Source organism: Qipengyuania nanhaisediminis (assembly GCF_900115585.1).
Taxonomy (GTDB): Bacteria; Pseudomonadota; Alphaproteobacteria; order Sphingomonadales; family Sphingomonadaceae; genus Qipengyuania; species Qipengyuania nanhaisediminis.
On sequence record NZ_FOWZ01000003.1, the window covers coordinates 302,065 to 318,333 of the forward strand.

Below are 16,269 nucleotides of genomic sequence, written 5' to 3' on the forward strand. Positions count from 1 at the left end.
GCTTTGCCAAAGCCCGGCTTAACCGTTGCTGATTGCGAGCGCGGATAGCGCGTTTATTTCGCCCTGCCAACCACATGGCAGGGGCTGTTCAACGCCTATCTGAAGCCGAGGTTCTTGAGGCTGAAATAGAGCTGGAAGGTATCGCCGCGTTCCGCATCGCCTGCCGACACGTAATCGCGCCGCCAGGTGAGGCCGAGTTCGAGGCAATCGTCCTGGTAAGCAACGCCAAGGCGGGTCCTGATCGGCTGGAAGCCGTCGCTCGACAAGCTCAGGTCTTCATCGCGATTTGTGAGGTTGAAGACGCCCGAACCGAAAACGGACCAGTAATTGGCGAAGGACAGGCGGGCAGCGGCGCGCAATTCCTCGCGATCCTGCAAATCCTCGACCGAGGTAATATTGCGATCGAGCCGCAGGTAGCCGACCTCCACATAGGTGGCGCTGGTCCCCACCGTGGCGTCGAATTCGTTACGGCGGACGGCCAGATTGTCCTTGTCGAGCCGGAAACGGTGCGTGAGCTTGACGAAGTCGCGGAACCGCAATTGGGTCCTGCCCACGATATCGCTGACCTTTTCGGACAGGCCGGTACCGTCGGGGAAGATGTCCCGGTCGGCATCGAGCCTGTAGGACTGGCCGAGCGTGGTTTTCACTTCCCACCCCGGTCGGCGGAGTTCCCAGTCGAAGCCGTAGGTAATGCGCGCCCCGTCTTCGATCCGGTCGTAACCGGGGAAACGGTTGAGTGCGAAAAGGTTGGAGTCCTCAAGATCGATTGCCCGCGCATCCTCGTTCGGGATGGCAAGGTTTCTGATCGGAGGGGTCACCACCAATTGCACACGCGGCGTGAATACCTGCGTGCCGCCTAGCAACTCGCCGACGAAGGGCCATTCGACATCGAGCGCGCCCAGCGCGACCCCGCGTGCCTGCCAGCCATTTTCCCCGCGGTACGACACGGTTTGGGTCAGGAGGTTGTTGTTGGAATGGTAGACATCCCCGCGAAGAAGGCCGGTCAGGGTCACCACCTGGCCAAGGCCGAGAATTTTCCGCAGGTCCCATTTCGCGCGGGCAAAGGCGCGCTGGGTATCCTGTCCTTCGTCGCGCATGATCGCGAGGGTGTTGGCCTGCAATTCGACCTTCCCTCCAAGCACGGGTTCGTCGAGGCGCAGGCGGTAATCCATGGCCGGCAGGGCAATCGGCACCTGGCCCTGGTCCTGGTTTAGCCGGAGGGTCTGGGTCGCCCACCCTGCCAGCGAGAAGTAGGAATTGCGGTCGATCCGCTCCAGGTCGACCATCGAGCGCAGGCGATCGTCGCGGCTGATGTCATAGCGGCGCAGGAACGTGCGGTCGCTTGCCAGCCTGACCGAGCTGGTAAGGCTCCATTCCGGGGTGAACTGGAACTTGCCGTTGGCGAACAGGTAGCCGCGCGGCTCGCTTTCGAAGGTATCGGTCCGGGTGGCGTCGGTGAAGCGGCGGCTATTCGTGGCGTAGCCGGTGATCTGGTAGGCGCCCTTGTCGGTCAGGTGGCGCCACTGCGCGGAAACCATCGGCGGCGCTTCGGTGAAGGCGTAAGCCGATACCGTCAGGTCCTTGTTGTCGGCGAGGCGGATGTAATAGCTTCCCGAAACCTCGACCCCGTTGCTTTCGGAAAAGCGCAGGTCCGGCACGAGGAATCCGCTGACTGCGCCGCCATCGGTCCGGATCGCGAGGCCGGGCAGGGGCAGTATGCGCGCTCCAAACAATTCCAGATATGCGCCCTGGAAGCGTACCCGCGAATCTTGCGGATCGTAGATCACGCGGTCGGCGGTGATCCGCCAGCTGGGGTCCTTGTCGCAGCCTTCGGGTGTGACCACTGCGCAGGCGCTATAGGCGGCCTCTTGCAGCGCGATGGTCCCGTCGGTTTCGCGCAAGCCCCGCCGCGCGGCAAGACGGCCGCCCTGGCGCAGCGCAAGTAAGAGGTTCTCCAGCGCGCCCGCCTCGAATTCGTCGGTCAGCTCGACTTGGTCCGAAAACAGCTGGTTGCCGTTTTCATCGACGAACCGGACGTTGCCGCTGGCAAGAATAACACCCGTCCGCCTGCTCCAGCTAACGCTGTCGGCCCGGACCGAGCGTTCGCCCGAGCGCAAGACGACATTGCCCTCGGCGGTGACGATATCGGCATCGGAATCGTAGCTGAGGATGTCGGAGGCGAAGGCGATCTGGCGTTCGCCAGCTTCGTTGAATTCCGCGGTCGGCGGCGGGTCGAGGTCGCTTTGCGCGACGATAACCGCGTCCGGCGGAGTAGGCAGGTCGGTCGGGCTTTCACCTTCGGGTTCTTCCACCGTCCCGGCGCCTGTAGCCGCCCCGTCCTGCGCGGCCAGCGGCGCAGCGGCAGCCAGGGCAAGCGCACCCGCTCCGGCCCCGAGGGCGTGCAAAAAGCTATTGCGCGAAGGCTGGGGCCACAAGAGCATGGCTTGCCTATCGCATCGCCCACGCCTAATCGCAATCGCCATCCTCGGCGGCCCCGCATCCAGCGTTCGGGCTGCGTCAGACAGTTTTCCGGGAGTTTCCATGCACATCCAATTCAGCAAGACCCAACCGCAGGCGGCGCGCCTCATTGCGCATGTCGCCGACAAGGGCAAGCTTCCTCAATCCTTCGATGCCGCCATGAAGGCAGGCGCAGAGGCAGCACGCTTCAAGGGCGGTGTCGGCCAGACCTTCGAAGGCTTCGTTGCAAGCGGCGATGGCGCTGCGCGCGTTGCCGTGGCGGGGGCGGGCGATGCATCCGACGATGCGCGCCTCGCGAACCTCGAAAAGGCGGGTGCTGCGCTGGCTGCAAAATACCAGTCCACCGGCAACGAGGAACTCGTCCTCGACGTGACCGAAAACCGCCTGTCCGCCGAAGAAGTGGGCCACGTCCTGCTCGGCATGCGCCTGCGCAACTGGCGCTACGACATCTACCGCACGAAGATGAAGGACGAGCAGAAGATCACGCTCAAGAAGGTCACCGTGGTCGGCGCGCCCGACGATGCCGACACCGCGTGGAACGAGCTGACGGCACTGGCCGAGGGCGTCGAGTTCACGCGTGAACTGGTCACCGAACCGGCCAACATCATTTACCCCGAGACGTTCGTCGAACGCTGCCAGAAGCGCTTCGAGGGCACAGGCGCGGAACTGATCGTCCTCGACGAAGCCGAGATGGAAAAGCTCGGCATGGGATCGCTACTCGGCGTCGGCCAGGGTTCGTCTCGCGACTCGCGCATCCTTGCGATCCGGTGGAACGGCGGAGAGGAAGGCGAACGCCCGATCGCCTTCGTCGGCAAGGGCGTGACCTTCGACACCGGCGGTATCTCGATCAAGCCGGGTCCGGGCATGGAAGACATGAAATGGGACATGGGCGGCGCAGGCGCGGTTGCGGGCGGCATGCTGGCGCTGGTGAAGCGCAAGGCCCCGGCCAACGTCGTGGGCGTCATGGGCCTCGTCGAGAATATGCCTGACGGTAATGCCCAGCGCCCGGGCGACGTGGTCACTTCCATGAGTGGACAGACCATCGAAATTCTCAACACCGATGCGGAAGGCCGCCTGGTCCTCGCCGATGCCCTTCACTGGACGCAGCAGGAGTTCGAGCCGACCCGTGTGATCGACTTTGCAACTCTTACCGGTGCGATCATCATTGCGCTTGGCAACGAGCACGCCGGCATGTTCGCGAATGACGACCAGCTGGCAAAGGACATCGATGCCGCCGGTGAAGCCACGGGCGATACGGTGTGGCGCATGCCGCTGGGCAAGGCTTATGACAAGCTGATCGACAGCCCGATCGCCGACATGAAGAATATCGGCGGGAAGGGCGCGGGCTCGATCACGGCGGCCCAGTTCCTCCAGCGCTTCATCGCGGACGATGTCGCCTGGGCGCATATCGACATCGCGGGCAAGGCCTGGTCGGACAAGCCCGGCCGGACCTGGGGCAAGGGCGCGACCGGTTACGGCGTTCGCCTGATCGACCGCATCGTGTCCGACACGGCCGAAGGGTAAGCGGGAGCTTTCGCCATTCCCAAGATGCGCAGGAAAGGGGATTTGCCCAGCAAGGTCTGCGAGACCTGCGGGCTGCCTTTTTCCTGGCGCAAGAAATGGGAACGCGACTGGGATAACGTGCGCTACTGTTCCGAGAAGTGCAGGCGCAACAAGGGTGGCGGGACCGCATGACGCGCGTTGATTTCTACCAGCTGAGCCGCGACCCGGTCGATGTGACCGTTGTCAAGCTGGCGGGCAAGGCGATGCAGGCCGGGATGCGGCTGGCGGTCGTTGCTGCCGATGAAGGACTTCGCGAACGCCTCGGCGAAGCGTTGTGGGCAGCTGGCGGATTTCTTGCCAACGGCGCTGCCGACGGTCCCCATGCGGCGCGCCAGCCGATCACCGTCTCCAATACCTGCAAGCCGGTGAACGAAGCGCAGATCCTGATCCTCGCCGATGGCACATGGCGCGAGGAAGCGACCGCACTGGAGCGGGTCATGCTGCTGTTCGGAGAAGAGGCGACCGACGCCGCGCGCAATCTGTGGCGCGAACTGGCGCCGCGGGAAGACATCGACAACCGCATCTTCAAGCAGACCCCTGAAGGCGGCTGGCGCGAAGGGCGCTAGACCGGCTGGAACCCTTCGCCGTTTCGCCCGTCGGTTGGGCATGGGGCGCACATTTCCACTCATGGCTTCTTGCCTGGCCCTGGCCGGGTGCGGCGATACGCAGGAACCTTCCGAAGCGGAGGTGGCGGCAGAGGATACCAAGCCGATCGGCAGCTATACCGTCGATCCCGAAACGGGCGAAGTGCGCGCGATGCACACCGATGGCGACGGCACCCGCACGACACTGGCGGCAGGCCGAACGGTCGACCCGGTGCTTCCGGCACCCTTCGTCCTGCCTCCCGGTGCGACAATCGAAAGCGTGACCCGCGTCGAACAGGGCGAGGGGCGGCTGGTGACGATCGTCTTCGCAAGCGAGCTCGACCGGGAAGCGCTCGCCGACTTCTACCGTGAACTCGCGGGCGAAACGGGCTTTTCCGTCACCTCCGACATACCGGGCGAAAGCGCCCTCGTGCTTGCGGGCGAAGATGTGGATGACGGCACTACCTTTGCGGCCACCATCCGCGCGTCAGATGGCGGCAGCGAAGCGGAACTGACCGTAAGCGCGGGAATCGGCTAAAGCTTGCTCGCGGGCGCGCGCGGCGCTAGGGGCGCGCGCGAGAACATTCTCCCCCACAAAAGACACTTCGCAAGGAACACATATCATGGCGGTTACCCGCACCTTTTCGATCATCAAGCCCGATGCCACGCGTCGCAACCTGACCGGCGCCGTCACCAAGGTGCTTGAAGAAGCCGGCCTTCGCGTCGTCGCTTCGAAGCGCATCCACATGACCCGCGAACAGGCCGAAGGCTTCTACGACGTCCACCGCGAACGTCCCTTCTTCGGCGAACTGGTCGAATTCATGATCTCCGGCCCGGTTGTGGTGCAGGTGCTCGAAGGCGAAGACGCCGTTAAGCGCAACCGCGACGTGATGGGCGCAACCAACCCGGCCGATGCTGACGAAGGCACCATCCGCAAGACCTATGCGGAATCGATCGAAGCCAACTCGGTCCACGGTTCTGACAGCGACGAAAACGCTGCCAAGGAGATCGCGTTCTTCTTCAACGACGACGAAATCGTTGGCTAAGCGACATATCATTTATTATAGAATATCGGGAAAAAGCCTGATTTTGTAACAGATTAGGTGACGGGCGCGATCTCTGTTAGGATCGCGCCCGTTATGTTTTCGGCGATTCTCCCTTCCACGCGAGAACGCCGCCGCCACATGCGTGCGGTGACAGCGATCGGCGACGCCATCAACCGGCGCGACTGGAATGCTGCGAAAGGCATGCTTTCACCGGACTTCTCCATGGCCGACCAGAGCGGAAACGAGGTCATCGGGCCGGATGAGTTCCTGAATTCCGTCCGGGAATTCTACGATGTTCTCGGCGATCCGAAGCTCGTCTTCGATTCGATCGATCCGAACCGCGAGGAAGTGCTCGTTCGTGGGCATCTGGAAGATACCACGTCGAATGTTCGCTCGGCTACGATGTGGAGGTTTCTGTTCGACGGTCCACTGATCAGTCGCATCGAGGTAACGCGGGCCAATAACGAAATGACCCTGCCGCGGTTTGCCGCAGCGCGCCGTGCAACGGCAGACTAGTCTTTACCGTCAGTCTTGCGGAACAGCCGCGCTGCCAGATGGCGCAACGCGTGTGCTGCCAGGAATACCCCTGCAACCACTATCACTGCCGTCAGCGGATCGACCTCTTCGTCAAAACCCGCATCGCCCCGGATTGCTATCCAGACGAGCCCTGCGACAGCGAGCGTGAAGAACAGATATGGCGTCAGGCGCTGCATCAGAACTTGTCCGCTGCATCCATCAGTTTCGTGGCCGATTTCGGCGCCACGGCCCGCCAGCTCCGCTCGAGCCATTCGGCGACGTGGTCCCAATCGCAATCGGGACGGTTCAGGATCAGCCCGACCCAGCCGCTCGCCCCGTAATAGGCCGGTTTGAAATAGGTGTCGGGCTGCGTTTCAACGAGGTTGAGCAATTCGTCCAGGCTGCCGGTCTTCACCAGCAGCGCGATATGTTCGGAACCGTGGTGCTGGTCGTTGAAATAGGCGAAATATTTGCCCGACTTCTCGCTCCCTGCGCGCCAGCCCGGTGAGCCGTGGCTTTCGCGCTCGTGGCTCTGGGGCAGGGCCAGCGCAAGGTCCCTGACCCGTTCCAGCAGGAAATCAGGGTCGCTTTCGCGCGCGACATAGCGTGCCAGGACCTGCGGATAGAGCTGGTGTTCGGCAAAGCGCACGCGTTCTGCAAGCGTGTCGGGAGTCTCGCCGTCACGGATCGCGACTGCAACTTGGCCCAGCACCTCACCTGCATCGAGCTCTTCGGTCACGAGATGGACGGACACGCCGCCATGACTGTCCCCCGCCTCTATCGCGCGGGCGTGGGTATCGAGACCGGTGTATTTCGGGAGCAGCGAAGGGTGGATATTCAGCATCCTGCCCCGCCACCGTCCGACGAACCCTTCGGTCAGGATGCGCATGTACCCGGCCAGCACGATATATTGTGCGCCCGCATCCCGGGCGGCTTTCTCCATGGCCGCGTCATGATCTGCGCGTGGCATGCCCTTGTGGGACAGGGCGTAGGTCGGAACACCTTCAGCCGCAGCGATGGAAAGCCCCTCCGCTTCCGGATCGTTCGCCGCGACGAGACACACCTCGTAAGGGCAATCGTCGATCAGGCTGGCGTAGAGCAACGCGGCCATATTGCTGCCGCGCCCGGATATGAAGATCGCGACCTTCGCCTTCTCAGCCAAGGTGGGCCGCCTCCCAGTCTGCCTTGGCGGACCATGTCCCGGCCGAACCGCGAACCGTGCAGCCCTTCTCGCCTTCCACGATACGGCCGACGGCGAGCACGGTTTCGCCCGCATCTTCGAGGCGTGTGCGCACGATCTCCGCATTGGCCGGATCGACTGCGAGGACCATGCCTATGCCGCAATTGAAGGTGCGCGCCATTTCGCCCGGCTCGATATTGCCCTGCGCCTGCAGGAAGGCCATCAGCCCCGGCTGGTCCCAGCCGTCGGCTTCGACCTCCGCATGGGCACCTTGCGGCAGGACGCGCGGGATATTTTCGAGCAATCCGCCCCCGGTGATGTGGGCCAGTGCATCGACCAGTCCATCGCGAACGACCGGCAGGAGGGATTTGACGTAAATCCGCGTCGGCTCGAGCAAGGTCTCGATCAGCAGCCGGTCCTGGTCGAACAGGGCGGGGCGGTCGAGCTTCCAGCCCTTGTCCTCCGCCAGCCGCCGGACAAGTGAGAAACCGTTGGAGTGGACGCCCGAACTGGCGAGGCCGAGCAGGATGTGCCCCGGAGCTACCCGTTTCCCGGTCAGCTGTTCGTCGCGTTCGACCGCGCCGACACAGAACCCTGCGAGGTCATAATCACCGCTCGCATACATGCCGGGCATCTCGGCGGTCTCACCCCCTATGAGGGCGCAACCTGCCTGTTTGCAGCCGTTGGCGATGCCGGCGATGACTCGCTCGGCAACGCCATTCTCCAGCTTGCCGGTGGCAAAATAGTCGAGGAAGAACAGTGGCTCCGCGCCCTGGACGATCAGATCGTTCACGCACATCGCGACAAGATCGATCCCGACAGTGTCATGCCGGTCGGTATCGATTGCCAGCTTGAGCTTGGTTCCGACGCCGTCATTGCCTGCGACTAGCAGGGGATCCTTGTACCCCGCCGCCTTGGGATCGAAAAATCCGCCGAAGCCGCCGATCTCGCCGTCGGCACCGGGGCGCATGGTGGCTTTCACCAGGGGGCCGATCGCCTTGACGAGGGCATTGCCCGCATCGATCGAAACACCCGCCTGTTCGTAGGTGTAGGACTGGTTGTCGCTGCTCATATATTGCCCCTCGCGCATTCCCGCTTGGATTTCCAGAAGCGATTGGGCAAAAGGCCCGCTGTTTTCCCCATGCGGCATCATTTTTCCCTTCCCCGCTCGAAGCGCCTCGCGATCATCGCAGCCGGCATAGCCATGACCGGCGGCGCCGGATGGCTCGCCTATGCGCAGGTGGGTGGGGAGCGCGGGATCGCGCCGATCGCCTCGTCCACCGACATCGAAGTGTCCGGCATCGAAGTCGACGTCAAAGCCGATTCCGGCCTCGAAGCGCGCGAAGAGGCATGGCGCGAGGCTCAGGTGAAAGCGTGGGAAAAGATCGACGGGCCCAGCCTGCCCGATTCGCAGATCGAGAGCATGGTTTCCGCCATCGTGATCGAGCGTGAGCGTTTAGGGCCGAAACGATATGTCGCGACGCTTGGCGTGGTGTTCGACCGGGCCCGTGCGGCCAGGTATCTCGGCGCTGAGGGTCGTTCACGCCGCAGCGCGCCGATGCTGTTGCTTCCCGTAACGATGTCGGGCGGCACCGCCCTGGTCTACGAACAGCGCAATCCCTGGCAGCGCGCCTGGGCGAGCTACCAGGCCGGGGCCAGCCAGATCAATTACGTCAGGCCCAGCGGAGCAGGCGGCGATTCGCTGCTGCTAACCTTTGGGCAGACCGGCAGGCGCAGCCGCGTATGGTGGCGCGATATCCTTGATGATTTCGGGGCGGCGGATGTCCTGATCCCGGTTGCGGAACTGCACTACACCTTCCCTGGCGGGCCGGTGGAAGGGCGCTTCACTGCGCGCCACGGACCCGACAGCCAGTTCCTCGAGTCATTCACGCTGACGGCGGAAAATCCCGAGCAATTGCCCGCTATGCTGGGACAGGCAGTTCAGCGTTTCGACGCAATCTTTACCGAGGCACTGGCTGACGGGACGCTTCGCCCGGATCCGACCCTCAATGTTCGCATGGGCGATCTCGATCCGGCGATCGCGCGCCTTGTCGAACTTGGCCGCAGGCTCAAGGCACAGGATGCCGCTGCAGCGGAACGAGCGGCAACGCCGACTGCCGAGAGCGATGGTACGATTACTGCCGCGCCGATCGATCGGCCTCCACCCGAAGGTTCGGTGGCACTCTACACGGTCCAGGTCGCCACGCCGGACGCGCCCTCGTTCGATGAAGCGATGGCCGGTATACGCGGCGGGCAGGGTGTGCGCGCTATCGGTGTGCGCAGCACTGCCATCGGCGGCACCACCGTACTCACGGTGAGCTATGCCGGATCGATCAATCAGCTTGCGGACGCACTACGCCAGCGCGGTTTCAATGTTCGCCGGGGAGACAACGCGCTGCTTATCAGCCGTTGAGCACCGGATTCGGCCATGTCGCAATCCCAGATCGCCCTTCCTCTGACGCAAGCCGCATCGGGCGAGCCGGAACGCATTGTCATCGGTTCGGGCAACCGGTCGGTTGCCGATGCCCTAGCTGCTTCGGATAGCTGGCCCTTCCGCACCGCTATTCTTGCCGGCCCGCCGCGCTCGGGCAAATCGCTGATCGCGAAATGGTTCGCTTCGCACACCGATGGCGGGGCCATCGACGATGCAGACACCCGCGAGGAAACCGAGATCTTCCACGCATGGAACCGGGCCCAGGAGGACGGCTACCCGCTGCTGATGACCGTGAGCGAGGGCGGTTGGGACATTTCCTTGCCCGATTTGCGCAGCCGGATGGGCGCCGCCCTGCAATTGGAGATCGGCCCGCCCGACGATGACATGGCGGCCGATCTGATGCTCAGCCACGCGGCGCAGCGCGGTCTTGCGCTCGGGGAAGGGGCGCCTGCATACCTGGTCCCGCGCATGGAACGCTCCTATGCCGCAATCGAGCGGATCGTTGCCGAGATCGACCGGCTCAGCCTTGAACGGATGGCTCCAGCCACCATGTCGATATGGCGCGACGCGCTCGAGGCTGTCGAAGGCCCTGAACAGGGCCGCTTGCTTTAAATTGCCCTTGGTGGGAGAATTACCCCGATGCTGGAACGGCTGATAGCCTACCTCGACAGCGTGAAAGCACGCGATCCTGCACCGCGCAGCCGGTGGGAAGTGCTGCTGTATCCGGGCGTGTGGGCGATGGGTTACCACCGGATCGCGCACTGGCTGTTCGAAGCGCAGCTGTTCTTCCTGGCGCGCCTCGTCAACCACTGGAGCCGGATGGTCACCGGCATCGATATCCATCCGGGTGCCAAGATCGGCCGCAATTTCTTCATCGACCACGGTTTTTCCGTGATCGGCGAAACGGCGGAGATCGGCGACAACGTCACCATGTACCAGTGCGTGACGCTGGGTGGCACCAATCCGACCAACGGGAAGGGCGGCAAACGCCATCCCACGATTGCAGACAACGTCATTATCGGGTCCGGCGCGCAGGTGATCGGGCCGATCACGGTCGGCAACCGGGCCCGTATCGGCGCGAATGCCGTGGTTACCGACGATGTGCCCGAAGGCGCAACGATGGTCGGTCTCAAGGCCCGCAGCACGCTGGTTCCGGCAGAGGACTGGATCAAGGAATTCATTCCCTACGGCACGCCATGCGACGATCCGTGCGAACCGAGCCGCGATTGCATCGAGAAACTCGAGGCCGAGCTCAAGTCGCTGAAGGATGAAATCGCGGCGCTCAGGGCGGAGCGGGAGCCGGATCAGCGTAGCGGGACCGACGATTGATGAACTTCGCCGGTGACAAGATCGTCGCCTTTCCTGGTCGCAAACCGTTGCAGGTCGGGTTTTCCCGCGAAGAACTGACCCGCATCCTCGATCTCTACGGACGGATGGTCGCGGCTGGCGAATGGCGGGACTATGCCATGGATTTCACGCGCGATGTCGCAGTTTTCGCGGCCTTTCGCCGCGCTGCAGAACGTCCGCAGGCACGGATCGAAAAGCGTCCCTCGCTGCGCGGCAAGCAGGGCATGTGGACCCTTTATGGCGAGCATGGGCAGGTGCTCAAACGCGGGCACGAATTGCCCGGCGTGATGGCTCCGATCGAACGCCGCCTCCTCAAGGCAATCGACGACTGAGCGTGCGAAAAAGGCCCGCACCGAAGTGCAGGCCTTTCCCCTTGTGAGCAGGTATGGACCTCAGGCCGTAGCGGGAAGCTTGGTCTTGAGGTCGGAAGGTAGCCCCTGAACCACCGCACGGCGGATCGGCGTCCACAATGCGCTGAGCGTCAGCAGGGCCGAACCGATCACCAGTGCGGTCAGCGCAAAGTTCAACTCCACCGCTCCGAACTCGCGGAACAGGAAGGTCAGCGCGATCAGCACATAGGCCAAGGCCGAGACGAGCAACGCGCGGCGGTCGATGGCGAGTGCCACGATCCCGAAGACGATATAGACCGCCAGAACCAGCACGGCGGCCAGCGCCCCGATGTTGTCGCCTTCGGTCACCCCGATGAGAGCGAAAACAGGATGGGCGATCATCGGCGCGGCGAGCAGATGCAGCCAGAAAGCGACGTCGCTGCGGCGGGTCTCGCGCTTGGGATCGCTGATATCCCAGCGCATCGCAAAGCCGAAGACGACCAGTCCTGCGACGAACACGAGAGAAAGCAGGACGTTCTCAATATTGGCCGTATCGGGGCCGATGATCGCGACGATAAGCGCTATCGCCGTGCCCGCGATCGCAGCAGTGCCTGCCGCGATGGTGATCGGGACCATGAAGCGTTTCCAGTGCATCCAGGCGAAGCCTGCGGTGATGAGCAGGGCGAGGCTGGCCCACAGGAATCCGATGGTTGAGCTGCGCTCCGTCCCGCTTTCCATGTAGGCCATGATGCCGCCAAGCTGCGAAAGGAACACGCCTCCGACGAAGGCCAGCAGCAGGATGATGCTGGGCAGGGCCATGCGCCGTTTGAGGGTGAAGAATTCGGCGAGCAACCAGGCTGTAACAGCAACGCCCAGTGCAGCGAAGCTTAAGCCCATGCCTCGCGCGACGGCCATGGCGCTACGATTATTCTCCCACCAATCGGGATCGCTGTTGATTTCGTTCCAGGACGGGGCAGGCCAGATCGCGCCGGCAATAGCCTGGCCGATGGCGCCCATGGCCACCAGCATGATGATCACCCCGATGGTCACGAATATATCGTTGAACCCGGTGATGAGGCGGAAATGTTCCGCGTCGGCTGGCACTGCATCACGCATCGAGGCGACGTGCGCGCGTAGAGCGTCGACGGCCTCCTGGCTGATGGCGCCCGAAGCCACAGCGGAATTCAGGTCTTCCTGATTGTACATGGTCTCTCCCCATTGAGTGACCACGGGTGATACGCTTGGTGTATTAATACGTCAATACGGTGGTCTTAAATCACTCTCCACAAACGAAAAACCCCGCCGCATCCTTGGGTGCGGCGGGGTTTTCGCTAGTTCGGGAAGGGGCTTTAGCCGCGAGCGCTGCTCGGGCCGGTTCCGGTCACCTTCTGCATGGCGGTCAGGATCGCACCCGACTGCTCGCTGCCCGACTGCGGGGCCTTGAGGTTCGAGAATTCGCTGATCTTGTCCCAGTTGGCGGCAAAACCTTCGACCGTACGCTCGCCATCGGGCAGCCAGACAGCGTCGTTCATGACGGTCCATGCCGAGTGGAAGCCGCCGGCACCCGCGCCGACGATGGCGTTGGTCGGTGCATCTTCGCTGACGAGGAAGAGGGCAGCCGGAACCACGTTCACCGGATCGAACAGCTTGAAGGCTTCTTCGGGGAAGAGGTCTTCGGTCATGCGAGTGCCCGCGACCGGCGACAGCGTGTTGACCTTGATGTTGTACTTCGCGCCTTCGAGGGCCAGCGTCTTGGTCAGGCCGGCAAGGCCCAGCTTGGCTGCGCCGTAATTGGCCTGGCCGAAGTTACCGAACAGGCCGGTCGACGACGCGGTCATCATGATGCGGCCGTAGGCCTGCTCACGCATGAGTTCCCAGCAAGCCTTGGTGACGAAAGCCGAACCGGTCAGGTGGACCTTGAGGACGAACTCGAAATCTTCCGGGCTCATCTTGGCGAAGGTCTTGTCGCGCAGGACGCCTGCATTGTTGAGCAGGATATGCACGCCGCCCCACTTCTGCTTGGCGTCGGCGACCATCTTTTCCATCTGGTCGTATTCGGTAACCGAGCCGCCGTTCGACATCGCCTCGCCGCCCATCTTCTCGATTTCCTCGACGACCTGGAGGGCCATGTCGGAGTGGCCGGTACCGTCGCGTGCACCGCCGAGATCGTTGACGACGACCTTCGCGCCGCGGCGCGCGAGTTCAAGCGCATATTCGCGGCCAAGCCCGCCGCCTGCGCCGGTTACGATGGCTACCTTGTCCTTGAAATCGATGCTCATGGGTGGGGGCTCCTGCTTTGTCGTTTACGTAAAGGTCAATTGTGCGCTGCGGCGTGGCATTTTTGCGTGCATCTTGCAACCGTATGCGCGGCGATCCGCCATGCCGTAGGGGCAGGGCGAAGACGAAGCGAGCGCCTACAGCGTTTCGAGGGCGGAAATGAGGCGATCGAGCGATTCGATAACGGTATCCGCGCCCAGTTCGTGTGGCGGCTTGTCGCAATAGCCGTACGCCGCAGCGATTACCGGAGCGTCCGCCGCCCGTGCAGCACGGACATCGTAGGAGCTGTCGCCAACGAAGGCCATCGGGCCGCCGCCGCACCGTTTGCGTGCCTCGATCACCGCATCCGGTTCGGGCTTTGCGCGGCCCTTGCCCATGGTATCGCCGCCGATGATCGTCTCGAACCGGTCGGCAAGGCCCAGGGTCGTGAGGATATCGCGCGCAAAGCCTTCGAACTTGTTGGTGACCACGGCCATCTTCACACCGCGCTCGGCCAGTGCGTCGAGCGTCTCGACTGCAGGGGGATAGGGCCGCGAATGCACCGCGTTGTTTTCCGCGTAATAGCCCAGCATCTGCTTGTAGAGGCGCCGGAACTCATCCTCGGGCAGACCGCCTTGCTGGTCCACCGCGCGGGCCAGCATGATCTTGGCCCCGCCACCGATGAGGTCGCTCGCATGGTCCGCAGGGACAGGGTCGAATCCGCCCAGTTTCAGGGCATGGTTCACCGCAGCGCCAAGATCGCGGTGCGTTTCGAGGAGCGTGCCGTCGAGGTCGAAGCCGACCGATTGAAAGGGAAATGCCGTCATGGCCTCAGGCGTTGCAGGATGGTTCTTCAATCCGCAAGCATTTGGTGGCATGGCCGCGTCATGAGCCAGACCAGACACTTCGCCGCCGTCATCCTTGCAGCAGGCAAGGGCACCCGCATGAAGAGCGAACTTCACAAGGTACTCCATCCGATTGCCGGGCGTTCGATGCTGCACCACCTGATGGCGAGCGTCGACAGCCTGTCGCCCGATCACAAGGTCGTGGTCGTCGGGGCGGGGCGCGAGCAGCTGGAACAGGCACTTGGCCACGATGCGCGCACCTGCCTGCAGGAACCGCAGCTCGGGACCGGACATGCCGTCCAGCAGGCGCAGGAACAGCTTGCTGGTTATTCCGGCGACGTGTTGATCATGTACGGCGACGTACCCTTCGTGCGCGCAGCCACGATGGGGGCGATGCTCGATCGGCTTAATGCGGACGATGCGCCGGCTGCCGTCGTGCTTGCGTTCGAGCCGGAAGATCCGCTCGCCTATGGCCGTGTCATTACCGATGATGACGGGCGTATTTCGAAGATGGTCGAATTCAAGGACGCCGACGAGAGCGAGCGCGCTTGCCACTTGTGCAATTCGGGCCTGATGGCCGCAAAGGCGGACGACCTGTGGGCGCTGCTCGACAGGGTCGGAAACGACAATGCGCAGGGCGAATACTACCTCCCCGACATCGTCAATATCGCCATCGGTGACGGGCGCGTGTGCGCAGCTGTCACGACTGATGATCCGAATGAAGTCGCCGGTATCAATTCGCGCAGCGAGCTCGCAGCGGCAGAAGCGCAATGGCAGCGCGAACAGCGCGAACACTGGATGGCCGAAGGCGCGACCCTGCGCGCGCCGGAAACCGTTTTCTTCAGCTACGACACCGAACTGGCCCCCGACGTGACGATCGAACCCAATGTCGTTTTCGGACCGGGCGTGAAGGTCGCGAGCGGGGCGACCATCCGTGCCTTCAGCCACCTCGAGGGGGCGAGCGTCGGTGAAGGTTGCGAAGTCGGCCCCTATGCCCGCCTTCGTCCTGGTGCGGTGATGGAAACCGGCAGCAAGGTCGGCAATTTCGTTGAAATGAAAAAGGCCGTGCTTGGCGAAGGTGCCAAGGCCAACCATCTCACCTATCTTGGCGACGCCACCGTTGGTGCGGGCGCGAACATCGGCGCAGGTACTATCACCTGCAATTACGATGGCTATTTCAAGCACCAGACGACGATCGGCGAGCGGGCCTTTATCGGATCGAACAGCGCGCTGATCGCGCCGGTCACTATCGGGGCGGACGCAATCGTCGCTGCGGGAAGCGCAGTCAGCCGCGACGTGGCGCCTGGCGAACTTCGCATGGTCCGCGCAGAGCAGATGGTGAAACCTGGCTGGGCGGATCGTTTTCACGACACCATGAAAAAGAAGAAGGCGGCGGCGAAGAAGGGCTGAACGCCTTGGATAATCGCTGCTGGCTGTGCGAACGCCCGCTGGGGCGTAAGGTCCAGCAGCATCACACAGTTCCCAAGGCGAAGAAGGGCCGCGCGACCGTGGCCGTGCATCCCATTTGTCACCGCGCCATCCACGCAAATTTCACCAATGCGCAGCTTGCGCGGATCGGGGAGGATCGCGCCGCCCTGCTCGAAGATGAGGCGTTGGCGAAGTTTGTGGACTGGGTTTCGGACAAGCCGCCCGATTTCCATGCTCCGACCCGACGCCCGAAGTAGGTCGTT

19 protein-coding genes are annotated in these 16,269 nt (G+C 63.2%); 12 read left to right on the forward strand and 7 right to left on the reverse strand.

Going from position 1 to position 16,269, the window contains the following annotated elements:
- Nucleotides 1–95 precede the first annotated feature (95 nt).
- Nucleotides 96–2,441, reverse strand: coding sequence for an LPS-assembly protein LptD (locus BM173_RS10265; RefSeq protein ID WP_090481063.1), 2,346 nt, complete (start codon nucleotides 2,439–2,441; stop codon nucleotides 96–98).
- A gap of 100 nt (nucleotides 2,442–2,541) precedes the next feature.
- Here BM173_RS10265 and BM173_RS10270 point away from each other — a divergent pair, with 100 nt between their 5' ends.
- The 6 genes from BM173_RS10270 to BM173_RS10295 all read left to right on the forward strand — a co-directional run bounded on the left by BM173_RS10270 (nucleotide 2,542) and on the right by BM173_RS10295 (nucleotide 6,187).
- Nucleotides 2,542–4,002: a leucyl aminopeptidase gene (locus tag BM173_RS10270; protein ID WP_090481066.1), complete on the forward strand. Its 1,461-nt coding sequence runs from the start codon at nucleotides 2,542–2,544 to the stop codon at nucleotides 4,000–4,002.
- A 24-nt stretch (nucleotides 4,003–4,026) separates the two neighbouring features.
- Nucleotides 4,027–4,173, forward strand: coding sequence for a DUF2256 domain-containing protein (locus BM173_RS10275; protein ID WP_090481069.1), 147 nt, complete (start codon nucleotides 4,027–4,029; stop codon nucleotides 4,171–4,173).
- Nucleotides 4,170–4,607, forward strand: coding sequence for a DNA polymerase III subunit chi (locus tag BM173_RS10280; RefSeq protein WP_090481072.1), 438 nt, complete (start codon nucleotides 4,170–4,172; stop codon nucleotides 4,605–4,607). Before BM173_RS10275 ends, BM173_RS10280 begins: the two co-directional genes overlap by 4 nt.
- A gap of 61 nt (nucleotides 4,608–4,668) precedes the next feature.
- The gene (locus BM173_RS10285; protein WP_090481075.1) at nucleotides 4,669–5,163 is read left to right on the forward strand and encodes a hypothetical protein; all 495 of its coding nucleotides are present in this window, start codon (nucleotides 4,669–4,671) and stop codon (nucleotides 5,161–5,163) included.
- Between the two features lie 85 nt (nucleotides 5,164–5,248).
- Nucleotides 5,249–5,671, forward strand: a complete 423-nt coding sequence (gene ndk / locus BM173_RS10290) for a nucleoside-diphosphate kinase (RefSeq protein ID WP_090481078.1) — start codon at nucleotides 5,249–5,251, stop codon at nucleotides 5,669–5,671.
- Nucleotides 5,672–5,809: 138 nt separating this feature from the next.
- Nucleotides 5,810–6,187 (forward strand): nuclear transport factor 2 family protein, encoded by a 378-nt coding sequence (locus BM173_RS10295; protein ID WP_218152639.1) that lies wholly within the window; start codon nucleotides 5,810–5,812, stop codon nucleotides 6,185–6,187.
- Here BM173_RS10295 and BM173_RS10300 read toward each other — a convergent pair.
- The 3 genes from BM173_RS10300 to purM are packed head-to-tail and all read right to left on the reverse strand — an operon-like array spanning nucleotide 6,184 to nucleotide 8,439.
- Entirely contained in the window at nucleotides 6,184–6,384 is a 201-nt protein-coding gene (locus tag BM173_RS10300; protein WP_090481084.1) for a hypothetical protein, read from the reverse strand. The two genes, BM173_RS10295 and BM173_RS10300, sit on opposite strands and share 4 nt — an antisense overlap.
- Nucleotides 6,384–7,349 (reverse strand): phosphoribosylglycinamide formyltransferase, encoded by a 966-nt coding sequence (gene purN / locus BM173_RS10305; protein WP_090481087.1) that lies wholly within the window; start codon nucleotides 7,347–7,349, stop codon nucleotides 6,384–6,386. Before purN ends, BM173_RS10300 begins: the two co-directional genes overlap by 1 nt.
- Complete coding sequence (gene purM / locus BM173_RS10310; RefSeq protein WP_090481594.1) at nucleotides 7,342–8,439, reverse strand: phosphoribosylformylglycinamidine cyclo-ligase; 1,098 nt, start codon at nucleotides 8,437–8,439, stop codon at nucleotides 7,342–7,344. Before purM ends, purN begins: the two co-directional genes overlap by 8 nt.
- Nucleotides 8,440–8,571: 132 nt before the next feature.
- Between purM and BM173_RS10315 the strand changes: the two genes are divergently transcribed.
- Genes BM173_RS10315 through BM173_RS10330 form a run of 4 tightly spaced genes read left to right on the forward strand, consistent with a single transcriptional unit; the run spans nucleotide 8,572 to nucleotide 11,480 of the window.
- Nucleotides 8,572–9,780 carry a heavy-metal-associated domain-containing protein gene (locus BM173_RS10315; RefSeq protein ID WP_245755852.1) on the forward strand — a complete coding sequence of 403 codons (1,209 nt, stop codon included), beginning with the start codon at nucleotides 8,572–8,574 and terminating at the stop codon, nucleotides 9,778–9,780.
- Nucleotides 9,781–9,795: 15 nt separating this feature from the next.
- Nucleotides 9,796–10,413 carry a P-loop NTPase family protein gene (locus BM173_RS10320; RefSeq protein ID WP_090481090.1) on the forward strand — a complete coding sequence of 206 codons (618 nt, stop codon included), beginning with the start codon at nucleotides 9,796–9,798 and terminating at the stop codon, nucleotides 10,411–10,413.
- 27 nt (nucleotides 10,414–10,440) lie between these two features.
- On the forward strand, nucleotides 10,441–11,130 hold the full coding sequence (gene epsC / locus BM173_RS10325; protein ID WP_090481093.1) for a serine O-acetyltransferase EpsC: 690 nt from the start codon (nucleotides 10,441–10,443) through the stop codon (nucleotides 11,128–11,130).
- The gene (locus BM173_RS10330) at nucleotides 11,130–11,480 is read left to right on the forward strand and encodes a DUF2794 domain-containing protein (RefSeq protein ID WP_090481095.1); all 351 of its coding nucleotides are present in this window, start codon (nucleotides 11,130–11,132) and stop codon (nucleotides 11,478–11,480) included. Before epsC ends, BM173_RS10330 begins: the two co-directional genes overlap by 1 nt.
- A gap of 60 nt (nucleotides 11,481–11,540) precedes the next feature.
- Here BM173_RS10330 and BM173_RS10335 read toward each other — a convergent pair whose 3' ends face one another.
- The 3 genes from BM173_RS10335 to BM173_RS10345 all read right to left on the reverse strand — a co-directional run bounded on the left by BM173_RS10335 (nucleotide 11,541) and on the right by BM173_RS10345 (nucleotide 14,560).
- Nucleotides 11,541–12,683, reverse strand: a complete 1,143-nt coding sequence (locus tag BM173_RS10335) for a hypothetical protein (RefSeq protein WP_090481097.1) — start codon at nucleotides 12,681–12,683, stop codon at nucleotides 11,541–11,543.
- A gap of 143 nt (nucleotides 12,684–12,826) precedes the next feature.
- A complete protein-coding gene (locus tag BM173_RS10340; protein ID WP_090481100.1) occupies nucleotides 12,827–13,756 on the reverse strand; it encodes an SDR family NAD(P)-dependent oxidoreductase in 930 nt (309 codons plus the stop codon).
- A 135-nt stretch (nucleotides 13,757–13,891) separates the two neighbouring features.
- The gene (locus tag BM173_RS10345; protein WP_090481103.1) at nucleotides 13,892–14,560 is read right to left on the reverse strand and encodes an HAD-IA family hydrolase; all 669 of its coding nucleotides are present in this window, start codon (nucleotides 14,558–14,560) and stop codon (nucleotides 13,892–13,894) included.
- A 60-nt stretch (nucleotides 14,561–14,620) separates the two neighbouring features.
- Between BM173_RS10345 and glmU the strand changes: the two genes are divergently transcribed.
- The gene (gene glmU, locus BM173_RS10350) at nucleotides 14,621–15,988 is read left to right on the forward strand and encodes a bifunctional UDP-N-acetylglucosamine diphosphorylase/glucosamine-1-phosphate N-acetyltransferase GlmU (RefSeq protein ID WP_090481106.1); all 1,368 of its coding nucleotides are present in this window, start codon (nucleotides 14,621–14,623) and stop codon (nucleotides 15,986–15,988) included.
- A complete protein-coding gene (locus BM173_RS10355; RefSeq protein WP_090481109.1) occupies nucleotides 15,985–16,263 on the forward strand; it encodes an HNH endonuclease in 279 nt (92 codons plus the stop codon). The genes glmU and BM173_RS10355 overlap by 4 nt, the downstream gene beginning before the upstream one ends.
- Nucleotides 16,264–16,269: the final 6 nt, after the last annotated feature.

What these genes read in the sequence shown, in the direction of transcription:
- BM173_RS10265 (WP_090481063.1), bottom strand. Translation starts at nt 2,441, where the DNA reads ATGCTCTTGTGGCCCCAGCCTTCGCGCAATAGCTTTTTGCACGCCCTC.
- BM173_RS10270 (WP_090481066.1), top strand. Translation starts at nt 2,542, where the DNA reads ATGCACATCCAATTCAGCAAGACCCAACCGCAGGCGGCGCGCCTCATT.
- BM173_RS10275 (WP_090481069.1), top strand. Translation starts at nt 4,027, where the DNA reads ATGCGCAGGAAAGGGGATTTGCCCAGCAAGGTCTGCGAGACCTGCGGG.
- BM173_RS10280 (WP_090481072.1), top strand. Translation starts at nt 4,170, where the DNA reads ATGACGCGCGTTGATTTCTACCAGCTGAGCCGCGACCCGGTCGATGTG.
- BM173_RS10285 (WP_090481075.1), top strand. Translation starts at nt 4,669, where the DNA reads ATGGCTTCTTGCCTGGCCCTGGCCGGGTGCGGCGATACGCAGGAACCT.
- ndk (WP_090481078.1), top strand. Translation starts at nt 5,249, where the DNA reads ATGGCGGTTACCCGCACCTTTTCGATCATCAAGCCCGATGCCACGCGT.
- BM173_RS10295 (WP_218152639.1), top strand. Translation starts at nt 5,810, where the DNA reads ATGCGTGCGGTGACAGCGATCGGCGACGCCATCAACCGGCGCGACTGG.
- BM173_RS10300 (WP_090481084.1), bottom strand. Translation starts at nt 6,384, where the DNA reads ATGCAGCGCCTGACGCCATATCTGTTCTTCACGCTCGCTGTCGCAGGG.
- purM (WP_090481594.1), bottom strand. Translation starts at nt 8,439, where the DNA reads ATGAGCAGCGACAACCAGTCCTACACCTACGAACAGGCGGGTGTTTCG.
- BM173_RS10315 (WP_245755852.1), top strand. Translation starts at nt 8,572, where the DNA reads ATGACCGGCGGCGCCGGATGGCTCGCCTATGCGCAGGTGGGTGGGGAG.
- BM173_RS10320 (WP_090481090.1), top strand. Translation starts at nt 9,796, where the DNA reads ATGTCGCAATCCCAGATCGCCCTTCCTCTGACGCAAGCCGCATCGGGC.
- epsC (WP_090481093.1), top strand. Translation starts at nt 10,441, where the DNA reads ATGCTGGAACGGCTGATAGCCTACCTCGACAGCGTGAAAGCACGCGAT.
- BM173_RS10330 (WP_090481095.1), top strand. Translation starts at nt 11,130, where the DNA reads ATGAACTTCGCCGGTGACAAGATCGTCGCCTTTCCTGGTCGCAAACCG.
- BM173_RS10335 (WP_090481097.1), bottom strand. Translation starts at nt 12,683, where the DNA reads ATGTACAATCAGGAAGACCTGAATTCCGCTGTGGCTTCGGGCGCCATC.
- BM173_RS10340 (WP_090481100.1), bottom strand. Translation starts at nt 13,756, where the DNA reads ATGAGCATCGATTTCAAGGACAAGGTAGCCATCGTAACCGGCGCAGGC.
- BM173_RS10345 (WP_090481103.1), bottom strand. Translation starts at nt 14,560, where the DNA reads ATGACGGCATTTCCCTTTCAATCGGTCGGCTTCGACCTCGACGGCACG.
- glmU (WP_090481106.1), top strand. Translation starts at nt 14,621, where the DNA reads ATGAGCCAGACCAGACACTTCGCCGCCGTCATCCTTGCAGCAGGCAAG.